This window comes from Microbacterium sp. NPDC058342 (assembly GCF_042723935.1).
Classification (GTDB): Bacteria; Actinomycetota; Actinomycetes; order Actinomycetales; family Microbacteriaceae; genus Microbacterium.
In genome coordinates this window covers 190657-211652 of sequence record NZ_JBHXID010000002.1, presented here as the reverse complement: position 1 = coordinate 211652, position 20996 = coordinate 190657, and the positions used below count along the sequence as shown (strand labels likewise).

The 20996-nt window shown below is 69.7% G+C and carries 17 protein-coding genes; 11 read left to right on the top strand and 6 right to left on the bottom strand.

All coding sequences use genetic code 11. The features are described from left to right. Positions 1-125 precede the first annotated feature (125 nt). The 3 genes from ACFWHT_RS10915 (at position 126) to ACFWHT_RS10905 (ending at position 3392) form a co-directional block, all read left to right on the top strand. Positions 126-1304, top strand: a complete 1179-nt coding sequence (locus tag ACFWHT_RS10915) for a benzoate/H(+) symporter BenE family transporter (RefSeq protein ID WP_378828341.1) — start codon at positions 126-128, stop codon at positions 1302-1304. Between the two features lie 100 nt (positions 1305-1404). Further along, a complete protein-coding gene (locus tag ACFWHT_RS10910; RefSeq protein ID WP_378828339.1) occupies positions 1405-2298 on the top strand; it encodes an ABC transporter ATP-binding protein in 894 nt (297 codons plus the stop codon). Beyond that, a complete protein-coding gene (locus ACFWHT_RS10905; protein ID WP_378828336.1) occupies positions 2298-3392 on the top strand; it encodes an ABC transporter permease in 1095 nt (364 codons plus the stop codon). Before ACFWHT_RS10910 ends, ACFWHT_RS10905 begins: the two co-directional genes overlap by 1 nt. A 19-nt stretch (positions 3393-3411) precedes the next feature. Here ACFWHT_RS10905 and ACFWHT_RS10900 read toward each other — a convergent pair whose 3' ends face one another. Continuing rightward, positions 3412-5208, bottom strand: coding sequence for a glycoside hydrolase family 15 protein (locus tag ACFWHT_RS10900; protein ID WP_378828334.1), 1797 nt, complete (start codon positions 5206-5208; stop codon positions 3412-3414). Between the two features lie 77 nt (positions 5209-5285). Between ACFWHT_RS10900 and ACFWHT_RS10895 the strand changes: the two genes are divergently transcribed. Next, positions 5286-6653, top strand: a complete 1368-nt coding sequence (locus ACFWHT_RS10895; protein WP_378828332.1) for a glucose-6-phosphate dehydrogenase — start codon at positions 5286-5288, stop codon at positions 6651-6653. A 58-nt stretch (positions 6654-6711) separates the two neighbouring features. On the opposite strand, the gene ACFWHT_RS10890 is transcribed toward ACFWHT_RS10895, so the two are convergent. The 5 genes from ACFWHT_RS10890 to ACFWHT_RS10870 all read right to left on the bottom strand — a co-directional run bounded on the left by ACFWHT_RS10890 (position 6712) and on the right by ACFWHT_RS10870 (position 13787). Then, on the bottom strand, positions 6712-8859 hold the full coding sequence (locus ACFWHT_RS10890; protein WP_378828330.1) for an ATP-dependent Clp protease ATP-binding subunit: 2148 nt from the start codon (positions 8857-8859) through the stop codon (positions 6712-6714). Positions 8860-8969: 110 nt separating this feature from the next. After that, positions 8970-9671 carry an SGNH/GDSL hydrolase family protein gene (locus ACFWHT_RS10885; protein WP_378828327.1) on the bottom strand — a complete coding sequence of 234 codons (702 nt, stop codon included), beginning with the start codon at positions 9669-9671 and terminating at the stop codon, positions 8970-8972. Then, positions 9671-11275, bottom strand: a complete 1605-nt coding sequence (locus tag ACFWHT_RS10880) for an FAD-dependent oxidoreductase (protein WP_378828325.1) — start codon at positions 11273-11275, stop codon at positions 9671-9673. Before ACFWHT_RS10880 ends, ACFWHT_RS10885 begins: the two co-directional genes overlap by 1 nt. 15 nt (positions 11276-11290) lie before the next feature. Further along, complete coding sequence (locus ACFWHT_RS10875; protein ID WP_378828323.1) at positions 11291-12919, bottom strand: hypothetical protein; 1629 nt, start codon at positions 12917-12919, stop codon at positions 11291-11293. Positions 12920-13007: 88 nt separating this feature from the next. Continuing rightward, a complete protein-coding gene (locus ACFWHT_RS10870; protein WP_378828321.1) occupies positions 13008-13787 on the bottom strand; it encodes an NAD-dependent epimerase/dehydratase family protein in 780 nt (259 codons plus the stop codon). Positions 13788-13916: 129 nt separating this feature from the next. Here ACFWHT_RS10870 and ACFWHT_RS10865 point away from each other — a divergent pair, with 129 nt between their 5' ends. From ACFWHT_RS10865 to ACFWHT_RS10835, 7 genes are read left to right on the top strand one after another with little or no spacing between them, the layout of a single operon-like run. After that, positions 13917-15239: an ABC transporter substrate-binding protein gene (locus ACFWHT_RS10865; RefSeq protein WP_378828318.1), complete on the top strand. Its 1323-nt coding sequence runs from the start codon at positions 13917-13919 to the stop codon at positions 15237-15239. Continuing rightward, a complete protein-coding gene (locus ACFWHT_RS10860; protein ID WP_378828316.1) occupies positions 15239-16192 on the top strand; it encodes a carbohydrate ABC transporter permease in 954 nt (317 codons plus the stop codon). The genes ACFWHT_RS10865 and ACFWHT_RS10860 overlap by 1 nt, the downstream gene beginning before the upstream one ends. Beyond that, positions 16192-17070, top strand: a complete 879-nt coding sequence (locus ACFWHT_RS10855; RefSeq protein ID WP_378828314.1) for a carbohydrate ABC transporter permease — start codon at positions 16192-16194, stop codon at positions 17068-17070. The genes ACFWHT_RS10860 and ACFWHT_RS10855 overlap by 1 nt, the downstream gene beginning before the upstream one ends. Beyond that, complete coding sequence (locus ACFWHT_RS10850) at positions 17067-18302, top strand: enolase C-terminal domain-like protein (protein WP_378828312.1); 1236 nt, start codon at positions 17067-17069, stop codon at positions 18300-18302. Before ACFWHT_RS10855 ends, ACFWHT_RS10850 begins: the two co-directional genes overlap by 4 nt. Further along, entirely contained in the window at positions 18296-19417 is a 1122-nt protein-coding gene (locus ACFWHT_RS10845; RefSeq protein WP_378828310.1) for a hypothetical protein, read from the top strand. The genes ACFWHT_RS10850 and ACFWHT_RS10845 overlap by 7 nt, the downstream gene beginning before the upstream one ends. Continuing rightward, the gene (locus tag ACFWHT_RS10840; RefSeq protein ID WP_378828308.1) at positions 19414-20067 is read left to right on the top strand and encodes a bifunctional 4-hydroxy-2-oxoglutarate aldolase/2-dehydro-3-deoxy-phosphogluconate aldolase; all 654 of its coding nucleotides are present in this window, start codon (positions 19414-19416) and stop codon (positions 20065-20067) included. Before ACFWHT_RS10845 ends, ACFWHT_RS10840 begins: the two co-directional genes overlap by 4 nt. Beyond that, the gene (locus ACFWHT_RS10835) at positions 20033-20995 is read left to right on the top strand and encodes a 2-hydroxy-3-oxopropionate reductase (protein ID WP_378828306.1); all 963 of its coding nucleotides are present in this window, start codon (positions 20033-20035) and stop codon (positions 20993-20995) included. The genes ACFWHT_RS10840 and ACFWHT_RS10835 overlap by 35 nt, the downstream gene beginning before the upstream one ends. The last annotated feature ends 1 nt before the right edge of the window (position 20996 follow it).

The window sequence follows — 20996 nt, the reverse complement described above, 5'->3', positions numbered from 1 at the left end:
AGATCCTTGTCCTGAAGAGCGGTTGACAGCAGGAAGAACCGGCTGCATCACAACTCTATTCCCGCGAATAGAAAGGTTTCTTCGTGTGACGATAGCCTCGGAGCATCCTGCCCGACGAGGAGCCGATGACAGTCACCGCCCGTCCCTCCCTCTCACGACCGGTCACCGCCGGCGTCGTGACCGCTCTCGTCGGCTTCACGAGCTCGTTCGCCGTGGTGCTGACCGGCCTGGACGCCGTGGGCGCCAGCCCGGAGCAGGCCGCGAGCGGCCTGCTCGCACTCAGCCTCACGATGGGCGTCGCCTGCGTGGTGCTCGCCTGGCGGTACCGGATGCCGATCACCGCGGCCTGGTCGACGCCAGGAGCCGCGCTGCTCGCGGCGACGAGCGCCGTCGAGGGCGGCTGGCCCGCCGCGGTCGGCGCCTTCCTGATCGTCGCGGGGCTCATCCTGCTCACCGCGCTGGTGCCCCGACTGGGGTCGCTGATCGCGGCCATCCCCCCGTCGATCGCGCAGGCGATGCTCGCGGGCGTCCTGCTGCCGCTGTGTCTGGCTCCGGTCACGGGGATCGTGGAGAACCCGTGGGGCGTCGCGCCGGTGGTCGTCACGTGGTTGGTCTTCACCCGGCTCGCGCCGCGGTGGGCGGTGCCGGCGGCGTTCGTCGCAGCCACGGTCGTCGTCATCACCGGCATCGCCCGCACCGGCACCCAGGTGGACCCGGCGGTGCTGGTACCGGCCGTGCAGCTGACCGCCCCGACGTTCACGGTCGGCTCCATCGCGGGGATCGCGCTGCCACTGTTCATCGTCACCATGGCTTCTCAGAACGTGCCCGGAATCGCCGTCATGCGCAGCTTCGGATTCGAGGTGCCCTGGCGTCCCGCCATGCTCGTCACCGGCGCCGGCTCGGCCCTCGGCGCCGCAGCCGGCGGCCATGCCATCAATCTCGCGGCGATCAGCGCGGCGCTCGCGGCGGCACCCGACGCCGAGCCCGATCCCGCCCGCCGCTGGGTCGCGGGCGTCTCGACCGGCCTGTCCTACATCGTGCTCGGCGGACTGTCAGCCGTGTTCGCCGCTCTCGTGCTGCTGGCCCCGGTCGCGGTCATCCCCGCGGTGGCGGGCCTGGCGCTGTTCGCCGCATTCGGCTCGGCCGTGCAGCAGGCGATCGATGAGCCGGGTGAGCGGATGCCGGCGGTGATCACCTTCCTGGTCGCGGCATCCGGCATCGCCCTGTTCGGCGTCAGCGCGGCGTTCTGGGCACTGGTCGCGGGCCTCGTCGTCCGCGGCGCGCTGCGCGCCGGCCGCGGTTGAGTCCATCCGCGGGCGGACGATCGGAATCCGCCGCACGGGGGATGCCCCCTGGCACCTGTCGTCTCTAGCGTGGAGGCATGAGCGAACGGAGCGGGATCAAGTGACAGGCAATCTGCATCTCGACGGGATCACCAAGAGCTACGGCTCGCGCACGGTGCTCGATGACATCCGCTTCGACGTCGCCCCCGGGCGGCTGACCGGATTCGTCGGCGGCAACGGCGCGGGCAAGACCACCACGATGCGCATCATCCTCGGCGTGCTCGCCGCGGATGGCGGCACCGTCACACTGGGCGGCGCACCGGTGACCACCGCCGACCGGCGCCGCTTCGGGTACATGCCGGAGGAGCGGGGCCTGTATCCGAAGATGAAGGTGCTCGAGCAGGTCGTGTACCTCGCCCGTCTGCACGGCTTCGACAAGACGGATGCCACGGCGCGCGCCACCGCCCTGCTCCGGGAGCTCGGGCTCGGAGAGCGCCTGGACGACATGATCGAATCGCTGTCGCTGGGCAACCAGCAGCGCGCGCAGATCGCCGCCGCCCTCGTGCACGACCCCGAGGTGCTCATCCTCGACGAGCCGTTCTCCGGGCTCGACCCGATCGCGGTCGACGTGGTCGCCGAGGTGCTGCAGCAGCGCGCCGCGCAGGGCACCGCGATCCTCTTCTCGTCGCACCAGCTCGACGTCGTCGAGCGCCTCTGCGACGACCTCATCATCATCGCCGGGGGCACGATCCGCGCCGCCGGCTCCCGCGAGCAGCTGCGGGCGCAGCACTCCACTCTGCGCTATCAGCTCGACACCGACGGCGATGCCGGGTGGCTGCGCGGCGAGCCCGGCGTGAGCGTCATCGACTTCGAAGCCGGCTCCGCCCTCTTCGACGTCGACTCCCCCGACACGGCGCAGCGCGTGCTGCGGCTGGCGGTCGACCGCGGTGCCGTCACGAGCTTCGCGCCGCAGCATCCCTCCCTCGCCCAGATCTTCAAGGAGGTCATCCTGTGATGTCCACCAGCCCCTCCCCCCAGAACCCGGCGTCGGCGGTCTGGCTCGTCGCCGAGCGCGAGATCGGCTCCAAGCTGCGCAGCAAGGCGTTCCTGATCTCCACGGGCATCCTGCTGCTGATCGCCCTGGCCGGAATCCTCATCGGCGGGTTCGCGGGCAAGTCCCCGGCGCCGGATGCCGTCGCCGCGACCTCGCAGACCGCCGCGGCGGTCGAGTCGCTGCCGAACGTGACGGTCACCGAGGTCGCCGACCGGGCGGCCGCGGAGCGGCTGGTGCTGGATGACGAGGTCACGGCGGCCGTGCTGCCCGCCGAGGGCAGCCCGACCGGCATCGTCATCCTCGCGAAGGAGAACCCGCCGAGCAGCCTCGTGATGGGGCTGTCTCAGTCGCCCGAGGTGGAGATCCTGGAGCCGGCGACGACGAACCCGTTCGTGCGCTACATCGTCGCCATCGGGTTCGGCGTGATCTTCCTCATGGCGGCGTCGACCTTCGGCGGGACGATCGCGCAGAGCGTGGTCGAGGAGAAGCAGACCCGCGTGGTCGAGCTGCTCATCTCCGCCATCCCGACCAGAGCACTGCTGGCGGGCAAGGTCATCGGCAACACGGTGCTCGCGATGGCGCAGATCCTGCTGCTGGCGGCGATAGCCGTCGTCGGTCTGATCGTCACCGGTCAGAACGAGCTGCTCGCCGGCATCGGGGCGCCCGTGCTGTGGTTCGCGGTGTTCTTCCTGTTCGGCTTCATCCTGCTGGCATCCCTCTACTCGGCTGCCGCGGCGATGGTCTCGCGCCAGGAGGACATCGGCTCGACCACGATGCCGCTGATGATGCTGGTGATGGCGCCGTACTTCCTGGTGATCTTCTTCAACGACAACCCACTGGTGATGACCGTCCTGTCGTACGTGCCGTTCTCCGCTCCGGTCGCGATGCCGGTGCGCCTGTTCGTCGGCGAGGCGATGTGGTGGGAGCCGCTGGTCTCGCTCGTGATCCTGCTGGCGAGCTGCATCGGGGCGATCCTGGTCGGCGCGAAGATCTACGAGAACTCGCTGCTGCGCATGGGCGCCCGGGTGAAGCTCGGCGAAGCGCTGCGCGGCTGAGGTCGGGAGACCGATCCGTCTACCGCGGGCGCAGCTCGGTGCTCGTGAGGGCGTCGGCAGCCCTCACGAGCGCCAGGTGCGAGAACGCCTGCGGCGTGTTTCCGACCTGCCGACCGGCGATCGGGTCGTACTCCTCCGAGAGCATCCCGACGTCGTTGGTCAACGCGCACAGCCGCGACATCAGGGCACTCGCCTCGTCGTGACGACCGGTCGCCGCGTACTGCTCGACCAGCCAGAACGAGCACGCCAGGAAGGGGCTTTCGGAGCCCGCGAGCCCGTCGACGCCCGTGTCGGTGCGGTAGCGGTACAGCAGTCCGTCGTGCATGAGAGTCTTCTCCATGCGCTCGACGGTCGCCAGCATCCGAGGGTCGTCGGGCGCGCAGAAGCCGACCTCGGCCAGCAGCAGCAGCGACGCATCCACCTCGTCCGTGCCGTAGTACTGCGTGAAGTGCCCGTCGCGCACGCCCTCGCGATCGATCTCGTCGCGCACCCGATCGCGCAACTCGCGCCAGGTGTCGGCCGGCCCGTCGAGGCCGAAGTCCTCGACCGCGCGCACACCGCGGTCGAACGCCGCCCAGATCATGGCACGCGAATGAGTGAACATGTGCGGCTCGCCGCGGATCTCCCAGAGTCCATGATCCGCGCGCTCGATCTGCTCTGCCTGGAACCGCAGCAGTGCTCGCTCGAGAGGCCAGGCGAACTCGCTCTCGGCGAGGCCCGCGACGCGGGCTGCGGCAAGCGTGACCATCACCTCTCCCACGACGTCGGCCTGGTACTGCGAGGCGGCTCCGTTGCCGACGCGCACCGGCGCGGATGCCTCGTAGCCGGGCAGCTCGTCGAGCACCCACTCGCCGAGATCGCGCTCGCCGGCGAGGCCGTACATGATCTGCAGGTCGGCGGGGTCTCCCGCCACGGCGCGCAGCAGCCATTCCCGCCAGCGTTCCGCGAGCGCGAGGAAGCCGTGATCGAGCAGCGCCTCGAGGGTGAGCGCCGCGTCGCGCAGCCAGACGTAGCGGTAGTCCCAGTTGCGCTCACCGCCGATCTCCTCGGGCAGCGCCATGGTGGCGGCTGCGGCGATGCCGCCGGTCTCATGGTTGGTCAGCGCGCGCAGGATGAGCAGCGATCGCACGACGCGCTCGTGATGCGGTCCGCTGTGCTCGATCCGGTCAGCCCAGCTCTGCCACCAGTCCTTGGTGAGCGCGAGCATCTCGTCGACGTCGAGCGGATCGGGCACGTCACGGTGCGAGGGAAACCACGTCAGATGCACGTCGCGGGTCTCGCCCGCGGCCACTGTCAGCTCCCCGCGGTGCTCGTGGTCAGCGGCCTGCAGGGGGGCGCCGTGCACGGCGACCGCATCCGGCCCCGCCATCGCGACCAGCCGCGGATCCTCGTCCGTGCCGGTCTGGCGCACCCACGGCATCGCCCGGGAGTAGTCGAAGCGGATGCTGACGCGCTGCTCGAACCGCATGGATCCCCGCACACCGACGATCCGGCGGATCAGGTCGGTGCGTCGGATGGCGACGCCGGGATCGGGGTCGATGGGCATGAAGTCGTGCACTTCGGCCGCCGCATCCGCCGTCTCCCACCGCGCGATCAGCACGAACGTGTCGCGATCGTAGCTGCGGCTGACGGCGGCATCCGGGTCCGCCGGGCGCAGCTCCCAGCGGCCGTGGCTGTCGTCGCCGAGCAGAGCGCCGAACGTGCTCGCCGAGTCCAGCCGCGGCAGGCAGAGCCAATCGATGCTTCCCGTTCTCGACACCAGGGCGGCGGTTCGGCAATTGCTGAGCAGGGCGTAGTCCTCGATTCGCGATGCCATCTTCCGGATACTTCCATTCGCGCCGCATGCGCGCCAGGCCCCTTGCGTTCCACGCCGACGCGACTATTGTCTGCCCCATGCCGACAACAACCCTCTTCATCCTCGGCGCCTCGGGCGATCTGACCTCGCGCCTGCTGCTGCCATCGCTCGCCGCTCTGCTGGGCAAGACGCCGAAGAAGCGCGTCGTGCTGCGCGGCGCCGGCACGGAGCCGTGGGAGGCGGACCGGTGGCAGCAGACGGTGCAGACCGCTTTCGGCGACGTCGCCGATGCACTGAAGCAGGTGGACATCGCCGACTACGTTCAGGCGGATGTGACGGATGCCTCCGCGGTGGCCGCGCTGGTCGAAGGGCTCGATGAGAACACGGTGCTGTACTTCGCGTTGCCGCCGGCGGTGACCGCTGCGGCTATCGACGCGATGGAGGGGCTCACGCTTCCGGAGGGCACGGTGCTCGCCATGGAGAAGCCCTTCGGGGAGGACGAGGCGAGCGCGCGCGACCTGAACGCCAAGCTGCTGGCGCTGGTGCCCGAGCAGCGGATCTTCCGGGTGGATCACTTCCTCGGTCGCTCCACGCTGCTGAACCTGCTGGGCGTGCGGCTGGCGAACCGCATCTGGGAGCCGGTGTGGTCGGCCGAGCACATCGAGAAGGTGCTGATCCGCTTCGACGAGAGCGTCGCCCTCGAGGGCCGGGCCCGCTACTACGACAAGGCCGGGGCGATGATCGACATGATCCAGAGCCACCTGCTGCAGGTGATGGCGCTCGTGGCGATGGACCCGCCCTCCACCCTGCACGAGCGCGACCTGCGCGATGCGAAGGCCGCCGTGCTGCGTGCCACCCACGTGATGGGCGACGATCCCGCCGCCGCGTCGCGTCGCGCCCAGTACACCGCCGGCCGGATCGGGGAGCGCGAGCTGCCCTCGTACCGCGACGAGGAGGGCGTCGACAACGCGAGGGAGACCGAGACGCTGGCCGAGGTGACCTTCGAGATCGCGAGCGATCGCTGGGCGGGCGTGCCGTTCGTGCTGCGCTCGGGCAAGGCCCTCACGCGCAAGCACTCCGAGATCGTCGTGACCTTCAAGCCGGTGCGTCACGTGCCGCCGGGGCTGGACGGCACTCCCGCCGACGGCGGCCGGCTGACCTTCTCGCTGGGCCCTGACGAGATGCACCTCCGCCTGCACGTCACCGGTGGCGACGATCCGTTCGCGCTGCGCCACGAAGACCTCGTGGCCGACCTCGGCGAGGGCCAGCAGCGCTCCTACGAGGAGGTGCTGGACGAACTGCTCGACGGAGATGTCGCGCTTTCGGTGCGCGCCGACGAGGCCGAGGAGTGCTGGCGGATCATCCAGCCGGTGCGCGACGCCTGGGCTCGCGGCGCGACGCCGCTCGAGGAGTACCCCGCAGGCTCCACGGGCCCGGACGGCTGGGCGACCTCGCACGGTTCCTGACCCGCCTCCGGCATCCACACGTCGGCCCCGCTCCGGTCGAACGACTCGACCGGCGTCGTCAGGACTGGGCGGTCAGCACCAGACCGGAGCCGTCTGCCGCGACCTCCACGCGCACCGTGTCGCCGTCGTGCACACCGCCCGAGAGCAGCGCGGTCGCCAGGCGGTTCTGCACCTCCGTCTGGATGAGCCGGCGCAGCGGGCGCGCGCCGAACACCGGGTCGTAGCCCCGCTCGGCGAGCCACGACCGGGCGTCCGGTGTCACCGCGAGGGTGAGCCGGCGATCGTGCAGGCGGCGCTGCAGCTGGTCGACCGAGAGCTCCACGATCTGCGCGAGGTCGTCCTGGCTGAGCGCCTGGAACATCACGATGTCGTCGAGCCGGTTCAGGAACTCCGGGCGGAACGACTGCCGCACCAGCGCCATCACCGCCTCGCGCTTGTCGCCCTGCGACATGACGGGGTCGATCAGGATGGGCGAGCCGATGTTGCTTGTGAGGATCAGGATGACGTTCGAGAAGTCGACCGTGCGACCCTGTCCGTCGGTGAGACGCCCGTCGTCGAGCACCTGCAGCAGCACGTCGAACACCTCGGGGTGGGCCTTCTCCACCTCGTCGAGCAGCACGACGCTGTACGGGCGACGGCGCACCGCTTCGGTGAGCTGACCGCCCTGCTCGTACCCGATGTATCCCGGAGGGGCACCGACCAGTCGCGAGACGGAGTGCTTCTCGCCATACTCCGACATGTCGATCCTGACCATGGCGTGCTCGTCGTCGAAGAGGAACTCCGCAAGCGCCTTGGCCAGCTCGGTCTTGCCGACGCCGGTGGGGCCGAGGAACAGGAACGACCCGGTCGGACGCCCGGGATCGCTGATCCCGGCGCGCGAGCGCCGGACAGCATCCGACACCGCCTTCACGGCATCCTTCTGGCCGATCAGCCGCCTGCCGAGCTCGTTCTCCAAGTGCAGCAGCTTCTCGCTCTCGCCCTGCAGCAGACGCCCGACCGGGATGCCGGTCCACGCGGCGATCACGGCGGCGATGTCCTCGTCGGTGACCTGCTCGTTGACCATCCGGCCTTCACTGGAGACGGCCGCCTCTGCCTGCTCGGCCTCGGCGATCTCGGCCTGCAGACGCTTGATGGTCTCGTACTCGAGCTTGGACGCCCTCGTGTAATCGGCCTCGCGCATGGCGAGGTCGCGCTGGGTCACCGCCTCGTCGAGCTGCTTCTTCAGCTCGCCCACGCGGTTCAGGCCCTGACGCTCGCGCGCCCAGCGCTCCTCGAGCCCGGCGAGCTCTCGCTCGAGTCCGGTGAGCTGCTCGCGCAGCGTCGCCAGCCGCTCCTTGGAGGCGGCGTCCTTCTCGCGCTTGAGGGCGAGCTCCTCGAGCTTCATCCGATCGACCTGGCGCTTGAGCTCGTCGATCTCGACCGGCGAGGAGTCGATCTCCATCTTCAGCCTCGACATGGCCTCGTCGATCAGGTCGATGGCCTTGTCGGGCAGCTGACGGCTGGGCAGGTACCGGTTGGAGAGGGCGGCGGATGCCACCAGGGCGCTGTCGGAGATGGTGACCCCGTGATGCGCCTCGTAGCGGCCCTTGAGCCCGCGCAGGATCGCGATGGTGTCCTCGACCGTGGGCTCGCCGACGTACACCTGCTGGAAGCGGCGCTCGAGGGCGGCATCCTTCTCGATGAACTCGCGGTACTCGTTGAGGGTGGTCGCGCCGATCATGCGCAGCTCGCCGCGGGCGAGCATGGGCTTGAGCATGTTGGAGGCCGCGACCGACCCTTCGCCGCCGCCCGCGCCCATGAGCACGTGCAGCTCGTCGATGAAGGTGATGACCTTGCCGTCGGACTCGGTGATCTCCTTGAGCACGCTCTTCAGGCGCTCTTCGAACTGGCCGCGGTACATCGCTCCCGCCACGAGGGCCGAGATGTCGAGCGAGACGAGCTCTTTGTCCTTGAGCGACTCCGCGACGTCCCCCGCGACGATGCGCTGCGCGAGCCCTTCGACGACGGCCGTCTTGCCGACGCCGGGCTCGCCGATCAGCACGGGGTTGTTCTTGGTGCGCCGGGTGAGCACCTGGCTCACGCGACGGATCTCGCTATCGCGGCCGATCACCGGATCGAGCTTGCCCTGCCGGGCGCGATCGGTGAGGTTGATGCCGAACTGCTCGAGGGCGCTCTGCTGCTCTTCCTGCTGTGCGGGGTTGACCATCTGTTCCTCCGGAGAGACTCCTTCAAAGTTGAGTTGTGATGACTCAACTTTATCCGAAGTGCTTCAGATCGACAAGACGACCACTCCTCGGCGTCCTGCGCCGCTTCCCCTCACCCGGATGCCGCATCGATGAGCGCATCGAGCATGCCCAGCACGCGGGAGCGCGCCGGCTCGATCCCGAGCACGGCCGCGATCTCCCGCGCGATGACCGCGTGCCCGGCGGCGTTGGGATGCACCGGATCGGCGAGCAGGCCCCACGCAGCGCGCCCGGCTCCGAGCTCGGTGAATCGCGCGTGCTGGTCGACGAGGATCACGTCGTGACGCACCGCGGCATCCCGCACCGCGCTGACAAAGGCGGGCAGACGGTCGCGGCCCGGGGCGTTCACCGCATCCACGGCTGGCGGGGTCTGCAGGATCGGCGTCGCGCCGAGCATCCGCACCCGCCGGACGAAGCCGTCGAGCGATGCCGCGAATCCGTCCGGCTCGACGAACGGCAGCCCGTCGCGGATCATCGCGTCGTTGGTGCCGATCATCAGCAGCACGATGTCGGGTCGCCACCGCGCGATGCGGTGCTCCCAGTCGTCGAGGATGTGACCGAGCTGGTGCCCCGCGACGCCCGTGTTGATGAACGCGTCACGCGTGCGCCCCAGATCGGTGCGCACGAGTTCGTGAAGGTGCTCGGGATAGCTGCGCGCCCCGAGCGTGTGCGCCATCCCGTGCGTGATCGAGTCGCCGGTGAGCACCCAGGAAAGCGCCGCACCGCCCGCGAGACGGGCGGCAAGCGCCGCCCGCTCGGATCCGTCGTCGGCCATCAGTATCCGCGCACGTCCGGCCAGTGCAGCTCCACTCCCTGGCGCTCGAGACCGCGTTGGAAGTCGGCGAGAAGCTCGGCGTCGGCATGCACAGCCGCCGGCTTCACCCCACGGTCGAGGCAGAAGGCGGCGAGCAGCCCCGCGGACTCCCCGATGTTCCACTCGACCGGATGCAGCCGGAACGCCCCATTGGTGATGTGCGTGGTCCCGACGTTCTTGCTCGCCGGCAGGAGGTTCTCGATCCGGATCGGCACGAGGGCGCCGAGAGGGATCTCGAAGGGGACCGACGCGATGTCGAGGTAGTTGTCGCCTCCCGTGGTCGGGTGCAGATCGATCCGGTACATGCCGACGCCGACGCTGTCCGGGTAGCGGGCGGGACCGTCATCGCCTCGCGCGGCGATCGACAGATCGCCCTCGACCACCGTGCGGCGCGTGCGCAGGCGACGCGACTCGCGGATGTACGGCGCCTGCGCGAGACCGTCGTCCGTGCCGGCCACATCGGGCCGCAGGCGCAACCCGGGCCAGCCGGTTCCGCCATCGGGACGCGGCGCCTCGGTCTGCAGCCAGTAGAACATCGACAGCGACAGCGATCGCGCCTGCTCCAGGTGCCGGTCCGCGTCGGGGTTGTCGATGATGCTGCCGCCCAAGTAGTCGATCATCGGCCAGTTCGCCAGCACGATGTCGCTCGCATAGGCCCCGTCGGTGAACATCCGGCGCGAGGCGATGCGACGGAAGGTCCACAGCTCCCGGTCGCCGGCCGCGGCGCGCTGGTCGGCGAGCAGCGCCTGCGGATCATCATCGACGGTCGGGGTGAAGGTGCGCGTGAACGTCTCGAGCGTGCGCGGGTCGGGACCGGTCAGAGACAACATCGGAGCGCCCCAGAACTCGGGCTGGAACGAGGCCCAGCGGTCGTAGTCCGCGGGCTTGTCGATCGTGTGGTCTCCGTCGACGTGGTCCATGACGAAGCACCACGACAGGGCCTGCACGTTGTCGGGCTGGGCGACGGCGGGCGCGCTCGGCTCGCCGGTGTCGGACTGCGCTTCGAAACCCGTGACGTACTCGGCGCCGGCGAGGGGCAGCAGCTCGCCGGTCTCGGTCGCATCGAGCACGTACCCGGCACTGATCCTGTGCAGGTCGCCATCGAGCACACCCTGCACGGTCACACCTGCGATGCGATCGCCGGCGGATTCCGCGGCCACCGGTCGCGTGCGACGGAGGATGGTCAGCCGGCCGCCCGCCACGTGCGGCGCGAGCAGCGCCTCGATCACGGCGACCGCGACACGCGGCTCGTGGCACAGTCGGCTGACGAGCCCGGCGCCGGGATTGAGGTAGGGGTCCCGCCGCGCCTCGTCCGTGAGCGGGTACCAGCGCCGGTAGTGCTCGCGGATGCCCTCGCGCAGCTGCCGGTATGAGCGCGTCGCGCCGAACTGCTCGATCCAGGTGTGCTCGTCAGGCGGCACGGCCTGGCTCGTGAGCTGGCCTCCCAGCCACTCGTACTCCTCGGTGAGGATGACGGAGCGGCCGGCGCGCAGCGCGGCCAGCGCGGCGGCCACGCCGCCGACACCTCCCCCGATGACGGCGATGTCGGCAGTGTGATCGACCATGGGTTCTCCTCCGGGTCAGGGCTGGATGGTGATGCCGGTCGCGAACGACGGCGAGGTGATGTTCAGGTCGGCCAGCGTCGTCGCGTATCCGCTGGCGCCCGGCATCCGGATCTTGTCGAAGAGCACGTTCTGCACGGACGAGGCGGCGCTGAAGCCCTTCATCACAGCGGGAGTCGTACCGGCGCTGCGCACGTTGATCGAGCGGATGAGCGTGTTGGTGATCGGTCCGGCGCCGTCGCCGTACGCGTCATCGATCTTCAGCAGCAGCCACGTGCGGTTGCCGTCGTTCGACGTGGTCAGGCGCTCGATGTCGATGTTGTAGAAGCCGACGTCATCCGCCGTCCCCGCACCCGACTTGTGATGGATCCCGATGCCGACCGAGGCGTCGTGGACCACGCTGTTCGTGAAGCGGATGTTCGAGTGGTCGTTGACGACGCCCTGACCGACCTTGAAGCCGTAGCAGTAGGTCCAGGAGATGAGGCGGTCGAAGCGCACGTCGCGCACGTCCTCCGGGTCACCCGGCCAGTTCTTCGTGATGCCGACGTTCTTGGGCCAGGACTTCGTGGTGTACGGGTCGTCCAGCCCGATCCCGACGCCGTCGCGCACGAGCACGTTCTGCGACTCGATGACGTCGATGCCGTCGTTCTCGCCCATGTCGAGGCGGTTGAACAGCTTCATATTGAGGAACTCCAGGTGGTCGGAGCGCACCGGGATCACGGCCCAGCTGGCGGCCTCGCGGACGGTGAGCCCCTCGACGCGGAAGTTCGTGGTGGCGATCGGCGCGAGGATGTTCATGCCGAAGCCGGCGGCGACGGCCGCCTGCCCGCGGCCGTCGAGCGTGCCATGGCCGCGCAGGGTGATGTTCTCCGAGCCGAACTCTGTCTGGATCCACCACGTCAGATCGCGGTTCTGGGAGCTCTTGTGCGCGTCGATCGAGTACAGCGATCTGTCGGGGATGAGCCGGAGCACGGCGCCGCGCACGAAGTAGACCTCGATGTTGCTGCGCAGCTCGAGGTTGGCGACCTGATAGGCGCCGAACGGGATGCGGACGACACCGCGCGGGTTGCCGGGCGCGCTGCCATAGGCGCTCGCGGCGTCGATCGCCTGCTGCCCGGCGGTGGTGTCGGCACCGGCGTCGTCGGGAACCGCACCGTAGGCGGTGATCGGGAAGATCCCGGGCCCGGAGACGGCGGGGATGTTCGACTCCTCGCGCTCGGCGGAGATGATCAGGCGCCGGTTGCCGTCGAGCTTGACGATCAGGTACTGCGGCCCCGCAATGGTGAAGGTCGACGTCGATCCGGCATGCGAGGCGACGTAGCCGGCCTTGATGGGAGTGATGTAGGTCGCGCCGACGTTCGTGCCGTTGAGCTTGGTGACCGCGATCCGCGCCTCACCGGCGCCCATCGTGAACTCGGCGCAGTCGTAGCCGCTGTAGCCGTTGACGGGCACGCTCACGCCGTTCACGGAGAGCGAGTACACCGACGATGCGGCATGCGCGGTGGTCAGCGGGACGGGCTCGACGGCCGCCGGGGCGGCGAAGGCGGGCGCGGGCGCCGCCACGAACAGTGCGGTCGCCAGGCCCGCGAGTGCGGATACGATGCTGAATCTCCTGCGGACATTGCGGTGTGCGGTGCGGTGTGCCATCGAGAAGCCCCTATGCTGTCGCTGACGCGTTAGCATTCATGTATGTGGACGCGTTCACGTTAGCGGCTGGCTGAGGCGATTGCAAGGGTCACGACGACCAGGGCACTCCTACCGGATGTGCGGGATCGGTGAACGGGCCGCCGAGCCGCTCGTATGCGTCCTGCGTCGACTCGACCGCGTCGGCGAACGACTCGGCATCGTCGAGCGGGTGGTACCCGATGCGTCGGCCCGGCTCGAGGGAAACCGGCCGACGCGTGTTCGCCGACACGCCCCACACGATGTGATGACCGCCCTCGCGCATGGTCGCCACCGCCTCTGTCAAGCGGACGAGATCGCCGGGAGACAGCCAGGTCTCCAGCATCCGCACCGTCCGCGGTCGCACGCCGAACGTCATGATCCGGGCGGTCACCACGGTCATCCCGTGGCGATCTGCATACAGCGAGCCGAGCGCCTCCGCCGCGGCCTTTCCGACGCCGTAGTAGGTGTCCGGCCGGACCGTGCTCACCGCGCTCTCGGCGTCCTCGCGCCGCACCCAGCCCGCGGCGTGCACGGAGCCGGCCAGCAGCACGCGACGCACCCCCGTCTCGCGCGCCGCCTCGAGGACGTCGCGCGTGCCGGTGACGTTGGCCTCCAGGATGCGCTCCCAGGTGTCCTCCCTCGGCACCCCAGCCAGATGGACGACGAGCTCGGCACCTCGGAACGCCTCGCGCAGCGCCTCGTCGTCCGAGAGCGGCGCCGTGGTCCAGCCTGCTGCATCCCCCGGGTCCGGCTCGATGTCGAAGCCGCTGACGTCGTGCCCTGCGGCCGCAAGTCGGGGAAGCAGCTCGCGCCCGATCCCCCCTGCCGCACCCGTGATGACGATGTTCATATCCGCCCCTCTTGACATCCTGTTGTCGCCATCATAGTGTCGCAGCGTTCACAATGGCGTATTCGTACACATATGTGAACGGTCGACTCGGAGCCCCTCTCCGACCCCGTCGCTCACTGGAAGGTGACCATGGAAGCTCTACCCTCTCGTACACGACTCATCCGCACCGCCGCGATCCTCAGCATCGGGGCGGTCGCCCTCGCCGGCTGCTCCGGCGGGTCGGGCGGCGACGCTGACGGCGATGCCGCCGACAAGCTCACCGTCTGGTTCCCCGGTACCAACCAGGCCGAGATCGACCTGGTGACCAAGACGATCGTCCCCGCCTTCGAGAAGGAGACCGGTGTCGAGGTCGAGGTGACGTACCTCGACTGGAGCGATCTGTCCACCAAGCTCAACGCGGCCTTCCCCGCCGGAACCGCTCCCGACGTCTTCGGCCACGGACCGGCCGCCATCGCCGATTTCGTCGTCAACGACCGCATCGAGGACCTCGACCCGTACCTCGACGAGCTCGACACCGCAGACGTCGAGGACTTCGCCGCGGCACTGCCCGGCGGTCAGGTCGACGGCGTCCAGTACCTGATCCCGCTGTCGATGCAGGGCAACCTGTTCATCTACGACGCGGAGGACTTCCGCGACGCCGGGCTGGATCCGGATGCCCCGCCGACGACGTGGGAAGGCATCCTCGATGCCTCCGAGAAGCTCACCGTCCGCGACGGGTCGGGCAAGATCACCCGGTCGGGCCTGCTCCTGCCCAGCCAGGCGGTCGGGCGCCAGCAGACCTTCGCCAACCTCCTGCTCGCCGCAGGGGGAGACCAGATCGAGGACGGAAAGGCCGCGTTCAACACGGATGCCGGTGAGGAGGCGCTCTCCTTCTTCGTCGACACCTACGCCGGCGACGACGCCGTCGCCACCAACCTCGGCGAGAACTACATGGACGCGCCGGCGGCGCAGCAGCCCATCGTCACCGACGCCGCGTCGATCACGATGACGGTCGCCCCGCGCGCCGCTCAGATCGCCGAAGCGGCTCCCGACCTGGACCTGCGCGTCCTGCCGGTGCCGTCCTTCGAGTCCGCCGACCCCGGTGCGCTGGGCGGATCGGGCGCCGGCCTGATGATCAACAAGGACTCCCAGGCCAAGGACCTCGCCTGGAAGTTCATCTCCTACATGCTCTCGCCCGAGATCAGCGAGCAGTACACCGAGGGCATCGGTGCCGTGCCCACCCGGATGTCCGCGCTGGACTCCGACTACGTGCAGGGCAGCAAGATCGTCCAGGCATGGCTCGAGGCGGGTCCGTCGTTCACACCCAACCCGAACGTCGCCGGCTGGGTCCAGGCGCGCGACACCATGGACGTCTACCTCGAGCAGGCCCTCCACGAGAAGCTCAGCGTGAAGGACGCCCTCGCCCAGATGGAGGACGCCGTGAACAAGGTGCTCGAGGCGAGCGCAGGCTGATGACCTCGATCGTCAAGGAATCGGTGGTGCGGGCGGACGCCCGCACCACCGGATCCGTACCCACCGCACCGCGCCGTCGACGGCTGTGGACGCGCAATGCGCGGGTCGGACTCCTGTTCGTGCTCCCGGCGGCCGTGTACGTCGGCATCTTCCATCTCGCACCCGTCATCTACGGGTTCGTCATCAGCCTCACCGACTTCAACCCGCTCTCCCGGGACGCCGCCGACTTCGTCGGAGGCGACAACTACGGTCGGCTGCTGCAGGACCCCGCCTTCGGGAACGCTCTGCTCGTCACCGGCCAGTACGTGCTGCTCGTGCTCCCCATCACCGTGATCCTGGCCCTCGGCCTCGCGATGCTGGTCAACCGTCCGTTCAAGGGCGTCGGGATCGTGCGCTCGGCCATGTACGTGCCGCACATCGTCTCCCTGACCGCCGTGAGCATGATCTGGCTCTGGATGTACTCCCAGAACGGCCTGTTCAACGAGATCCTCAGCGGCATCGGCCTGCCCACGCAGAGCTGGCTCCTCGAGCAGGACAGCGCGCTCACGGCCGTCGCCGCGATGCGCATCTGGAAGGCCCTCGGAAGCAACATGGTGCTGCTGCTCGCCGGCCTGCAGACCGTGCCGAGGGAGCTGTACGAGGCCGGACGCGTGGACGGAGCCGGGGCGTGGCAGCTGTTCCGCCACATCACGCTGCCGAGTCTGCGCCCGATCCTCGTCTACGTCGTCGCGATGGACATCATCTTCCTGGCGCAGGGCTTCGCCGAGATCTACGTCCTCACCGGCGGCGGGCCGCTCGGCAGCACCACGACCGTCAACTACATCGTCTACACCGAGGCGTTCCAGTACAACCGCATGGGCGACGCCTCCGCCATGGCATTCGTGCTCTTCGCGTTCATCGCCGCAGCGTCGATCCTGTCGGTGAAGGCGCTGATGGGGCGCAGGGAGAAGTGATGAGCCGTTCTGTCCGCAGCACCACTCGCGATCAGCGGATCCTCCGCGCCGCACTTCTGTTCACGGCGTCCGTGCTCGTGCTGACGCCGTTCGCCTGGATGGTCTCGCTCTCGTTCACGCCGAGCGAGGTGGCCTTCGGCAGCGTCTCGCTGCTCCCGGCGAACCCGACCCTCGAGAACTACGAGACCGCAATCGTCGACGCGAACCTCGGCCGTGCGCTGATCAACTCCGGGCTCGTCGCCATCGCCGTCGTGGTCGCGAACTGCGTCATCGCCATCCTCGCGGGCTACGCCTTCGCGATGCTAAGATTCCCGGGTTCGGGCGCGGTCTTCATCGCGCTGATCGCGACCAGCGCGATCCCGGCCTCGGTCACGCTGATCCCGCTGTTCCTGATGACCAAGGGCATCCCCCTCGCCGGCGGGAACGACCTTCTCGGACAGGGCGGAACGGGCCTGCTGAACACGGTCGCCGGCCTCACCCTGCCCCACTTGGTGATGCCCATGAACATCTTCCTCGCACGCCAGTACTTCCTCGGCGCGGCACCCGACCTCGCCGAGGCCGCGCGCCTGGACGGCGCGGGCGAATGGCGGATCTTCAGCCGCATCTACCTTCCCCTGGCGCGACCGCTCGTCGCCGTGATCGCGATCTTCTCGTTCACCGGCGTCTGGGACGACTTCCTCTGGCCCCTGGTCGCGACCAGCAGCGAGAGTGTCCAGACGGTGCAGCTCGCGCTCACTCGCTTCCTCGCCAGCGGGAACATCCAGTACGGCCCACTGATGGCCGGCGTGGTCCTGGCCACGCTGCCCGTGCTGGCGGTGTTCCTGTTCAACCAGCGAAGCTTCATCTCCGGCCTGGCGGACGGGAGCTTGAAGGGATGAGCGTGCCGCGCATCGTGGGCATCCACGCCACCCCCATCGCCCTGGAGGATCCTCCCCTGCTCAACGCCTGGGGTGTCCACGAGCCCGAGGCTCTGCGGATCGTCGTCGAGCTGCTCGCCGACGACGGTTCCACGGGCCTGGGCGAGTGCCAGGGGGGATCGATCGCGCTGCAGCGACTGCTGCACGTCGCTCCCCTCGCGACCGGACTGCGCATCGACGATGCGGCGGGGTTGGAGCGGATCGTGCGCAACGCGTTCCACGGGCAGGGCGAGCGCGCCATCCTCACCGTGCTCGCGCCGCTCGAGACGGCGGCACTGGATGCCGAGGGCCGGTACCGGGGCATCCCCTGCACCGAGCTCCTCGGCGGCCGACGCCGCGACCGCGTCGGGTTCGCGGGATACCTCTTCTACAAGTGGCCCGGGCATCCGGACGCGTCCGGGATCCTGCGTGACGATGAGTGGGGTGAGGCCGCCGACGCCGAGGGCGTCGTGCGCCAAGCGCGCGAGCTGCAGCGGCGCTACGGCTTCGAGTCCTGGAAGCTTAAGGGGGGCGTCTTCCCGCCCGCCGTGGAGCGCGAGGCGCTCGAGGGCCTCGCCCGGGAGTTCCCGCAGGCGCCGCTGCGCTGGGACCCGAACTGCGCGTGGACGGTTCCGACAGCCCGCGACACGATCCGCGCGACCGCCGACCTCCTGGAGTATCTCGAGGATCCCGTGGGAGACCTCGACGGCATGGCGGCGCTGCGCGACGAGGGGATGCCGCTGGCCTCCAACATGCTCGTCGCCACGGAGCGCGAGTTCGAGGAGGCCGACGAGAAGGCAGCCGTCGACGTGCTGTTGGTCGATCACCACTACTGGGGCGGCATGCGTCGCGCGGTGCGCGCGGCTGATCGCGCGCACGAGCACGGCTGGCGGGTGTCCATGCACTCGAACAGCCACGTCGGCATCTCGCTGGCGGCCATGTCGCACGTCGCCGCCGCCATCGCGGCCGATCCGCTCGCGGGCGACACACACTACCCCTGGACCGCGGGTTCGGATGTGGTCGCCAGCGGCGTCGCGCTCCGCGACGGCGGTGTCGAGCTCGGTGACGCCCCGGGCCTCGGGGTGGACCTGGATCGGGATGCCCTCGCGGCCGGTCACGAGCGGTATCTGCGCGCGGGCCGCACCCGGCGAGACGACACCGGGTACATGCGGCGCAGGCATCCGGACTTCCGAGCGGAGCTGCCGCGATGGTGAGCACCACCCACTACCTGTACCCCTGGGACGTCATCGGCGATCCGGGCGCCGTCGAATCCCTGCGCGAGGCCGGAGCGCAGCACGTGGCCCTCGCCGTCGCCTATCACGCGGTGCGCGCCATGACGCCCTCGCATCCCCGGCACCGCCACGTCATGCTGCCGCGCACCACGGTCCTGCTCCCCGCGACCGCGACGTACCCCGACGGGCTCGCACCGGACCACGCCCCGGAGCACGACTGGCGGCGTGCGGCCGACCTGCTCACCGCGGCGGGTCTCACCGTGAGCGCCTGGGCGGTGCTCACCCACGTCGACGGGTTGGAGAACCCGACCCGCGGACGGCGCGTGACCGCGTTCGACGACGTGCTCGACTTCTCGCTGTGTCCGAGCGCCCCGTCGACACACGAGTACGTCGAGGCCCTGATCGGCGAGGTCGCCGGCGCCGTCGGCGGGGCCTCTCTCGTGCTGGAGTCCGTCGCCGCGATGGGCTGGCGACATGCGTCCGGGCACGACAAGACCACGGGGAGGAGTTCCGCGGAGACGGATGCCGCCCTCTCGCTGTGCTTCTGCGTCCACTGCAGCACCCGCATGTGCGACGCGGGCGTCGATGTCTCACGCGTGCGCAGCCGCATCCGCTCGATGCCCGTCGGCGGTGGCGCACTGCCCGAGCTGCTGGGAGAAGACGCGGACGCGCTCCGCGCGCTGCGGATGCGCGAGGCCGCGGACGCTCTCGCACACGTGCAGCGGCTCGTGCCGGCGGCGTTCGCGGTGCAGGCGACCGCCGCGGACCCGTGGTACGCCGGGCCCGCCGTGACGGTGGATCTCGCCGACGGTCTGGAGCACGTCACGCTCATCGCCTCAGCCTGGGACGGCGACGAGCAGGCGATCCGCCGTCGGGACGCGCTGTCCGCCGCGCACCCGCGCAGCCGCACCGCCGCATTCATCCCCCTGCTCGGCGCGACGACGTCGACCGCCGTGGACCGCATCGGTCGACTGGCGTCATCGGGATTCGATGAGCTGCATCTCTATCACTTCGGCCTGCTGACACCTCACGAGAGAAAAGGGCTGGTGGCTGTGCAGGCGGCCGCCGACCGATGGAAGGAAACCCGACGATCATGACCGATGCCATTCAAGAACTCGCCCAGCGGCCGGTGATCGTCGTCCTGCGCGCCGGCACCGACCGGTGGCTGCTGCCCGCCATCGACGAGCTCGTCGAGCTCGGTTTCGACAACCTCGAGGTGACGCTCACCACGCCGGGGGCCGTCGCAGCGATCTCGGCCGCCGCCGCAGCGCACCCCGGGGCGCTGATCGGGGCGGGCACGGTGCGCTCCGCAGCGCAGGCCGAGGCTGCCGTGGCCGCCGGGGCGCGCTATCTCGTGAGCCAGGTGACGGATGCCGGCGTGCACGCGTTCGCCCGGTCGGCGGGTGTCCCGTACATCCCCGGCGGCCTGACGCCGAACGAGATCGTGGATGCCTGGAGCCTCGGGGTCGACGCGGTCAAGGTGTCGCCGATCGGGCCTCTGGGAGGGATCTCATATCTGAGTGAGCTGCGCGGACCGCTGCCCGAGATCCCTCTGATGCCCACGGGGGGCGTTCGGATCGAGGACGTCACGGGCTACCTCGCCGCCGGCGCCGTAGCGGTCGGCGTGAGCAGGCACCTGCTGGGCGACGTGCTCGAGGACGGCGACATGGCCGGCCTGCGCCGGCGGGCCGGTGCTCTGCGCGAGGCGCTGGATGCGGCAGGCCTGGCTCTCAGCACGGTCGAATGACCACGAAAGACGCGGAAACGGACACGGAGAGATCAGCATGAGCAGAATCGCATTCATCGGACTCGGGATCATGGGCCTGCCGATGGCGGCGAACCTCGTCGCAGCGGGGCATCACGTCACCGGGTACAACCGCAGCCCCGCTCGCACCGCGGAGCTCGTCGCCCGCGGTGGCACCGCGGCCGAGAGCGTCGCGGAGGCCGTCGCCGACGCCGAGTTCGTCATCACCATGCTGCCGGACGGCCCCGATGTCGCAGCGGTCGTCGAAGGCGAAGACGGCGTTCTCCGTCACCTCCGCGATGGTGCCGTGATCGTCGACATGAGCAGCATCTCGCCGACGACCGCCCGCACGCTCGCGGAACGGGCGGAATCGTCCGGTGCGCCCATGCTCGACGCGCCCGTCAGCGGCGGCGAGCGCGGAGCCATCGACGGCACCCTGTCGATCATGGTCGGCGGCACCGAGGAGGCCTTCACCCGCGCGCTCCCCGTCCTGAAGGCGATGGGCTCCACCGTCGCACTGGTGGGCCCCGCGGGGGCCGGGCAGACCGTGAAGGTCGCCAACCAGCTGATCGTGGCCGGCAACCTGCAGGTGCTCGCGGAGGCCATGGTCTTCCTGCGCAGTCGCGATGTTCCCCTCGAGGCGGCACTCGGAGTGATCGGCGGCGGGCTCGCCGGCAGCCGGGTGCTCGACGCGAAGACCGAGCCGATGAGCAGGGGCGCCTTCGACCCGGGCTTCCGGATCGAGCTGCACCACAAGGACCTCGGCAACTACCTCAGCGCCGCCCGCGACAGCGGCGTCTTCACGCCGACGGGTGCCCTGGTCTCGCAGCTCTTCGCCGCCGCGGTCGCCCAGGGCGACGGGGGGCTGGACCACTCCGGTATTCTGCGTCTCGTTCAGCGCCTCTCGCCGCAGGCGGTCGAGCAGGACTGAT

Coding starts and splice junctions, on each gene's coding strand:
- ACFWHT_RS10865 (WP_378828318.1), top strand. CDS start 13,917: ATGGAAGCTCTACCCTCTCGTACACGACTCATCCGCACCGCCGCGATC.
- ACFWHT_RS10885 (WP_378828327.1), bottom strand. CDS start 9,671: ATGGCCGACGACGGATCCGAGCGGGCGGCGCTTGCCGCCCGTCTCGCG.
- ACFWHT_RS10890 (WP_378828330.1), bottom strand. CDS start 8,859: ATGGTCAACCCCGCACAGCAGGAAGAGCAGCAGAGCGCCCTCGAGCAG.
- ACFWHT_RS10860 (WP_378828316.1), top strand. CDS start 15,239: ATGACCTCGATCGTCAAGGAATCGGTGGTGCGGGCGGACGCCCGCACC.
- ACFWHT_RS10880 (WP_378828325.1), bottom strand. CDS start 11,275: ATGGTCGATCACACTGCCGACATCGCCGTCATCGGGGGAGGTGTCGGC.
- ACFWHT_RS10835 (WP_378828306.1), top strand. CDS start 20,033: ATGCGGCAGGCCTGGCTCTCAGCACGGTCGAATGACCACGAAAGACGC.
- ACFWHT_RS10915 (WP_378828341.1), top strand. CDS start 126: ATGACAGTCACCGCCCGTCCCTCCCTCTCACGACCGGTCACCGCCGGC.
- ACFWHT_RS10855 (WP_378828314.1), top strand. CDS start 16,192: ATGAGCCGTTCTGTCCGCAGCACCACTCGCGATCAGCGGATCCTCCGC.
- ACFWHT_RS10850 (WP_378828312.1), top strand. CDS start 17,067: ATGAGCGTGCCGCGCATCGTGGGCATCCACGCCACCCCCATCGCCCTG.
- ACFWHT_RS10875 (WP_378828323.1), bottom strand. CDS start 12,919: ATGGCACACCGCACCGCACACCGCAATGTCCGCAGGAGATTCAGCATC.
- ACFWHT_RS10905 (WP_378828336.1), top strand. CDS start 2,298: ATGTCCACCAGCCCCTCCCCCCAGAACCCGGCGTCGGCGGTCTGGCTC.
- ACFWHT_RS10895 (WP_378828332.1), top strand. CDS start 5,286: ATGCCGACAACAACCCTCTTCATCCTCGGCGCCTCGGGCGATCTGACC.
- ACFWHT_RS10870 (WP_378828321.1), bottom strand. CDS start 13,787: ATGAACATCGTCATCACGGGTGCGGCAGGGGGGATCGGGCGCGAGCTG.
- ACFWHT_RS10840 (WP_378828308.1), top strand. CDS start 19,414: ATGACCGATGCCATTCAAGAACTCGCCCAGCGGCCGGTGATCGTCGTC.
- ACFWHT_RS10900 (WP_378828334.1), bottom strand. CDS start 5,208: ATGGCATCGCGAATCGAGGACTACGCCCTGCTCAGCAATTGCCGAACC.
- ACFWHT_RS10845 (WP_378828310.1), top strand. CDS start 18,296: ATGGTGAGCACCACCCACTACCTGTACCCCTGGGACGTCATCGGCGAT.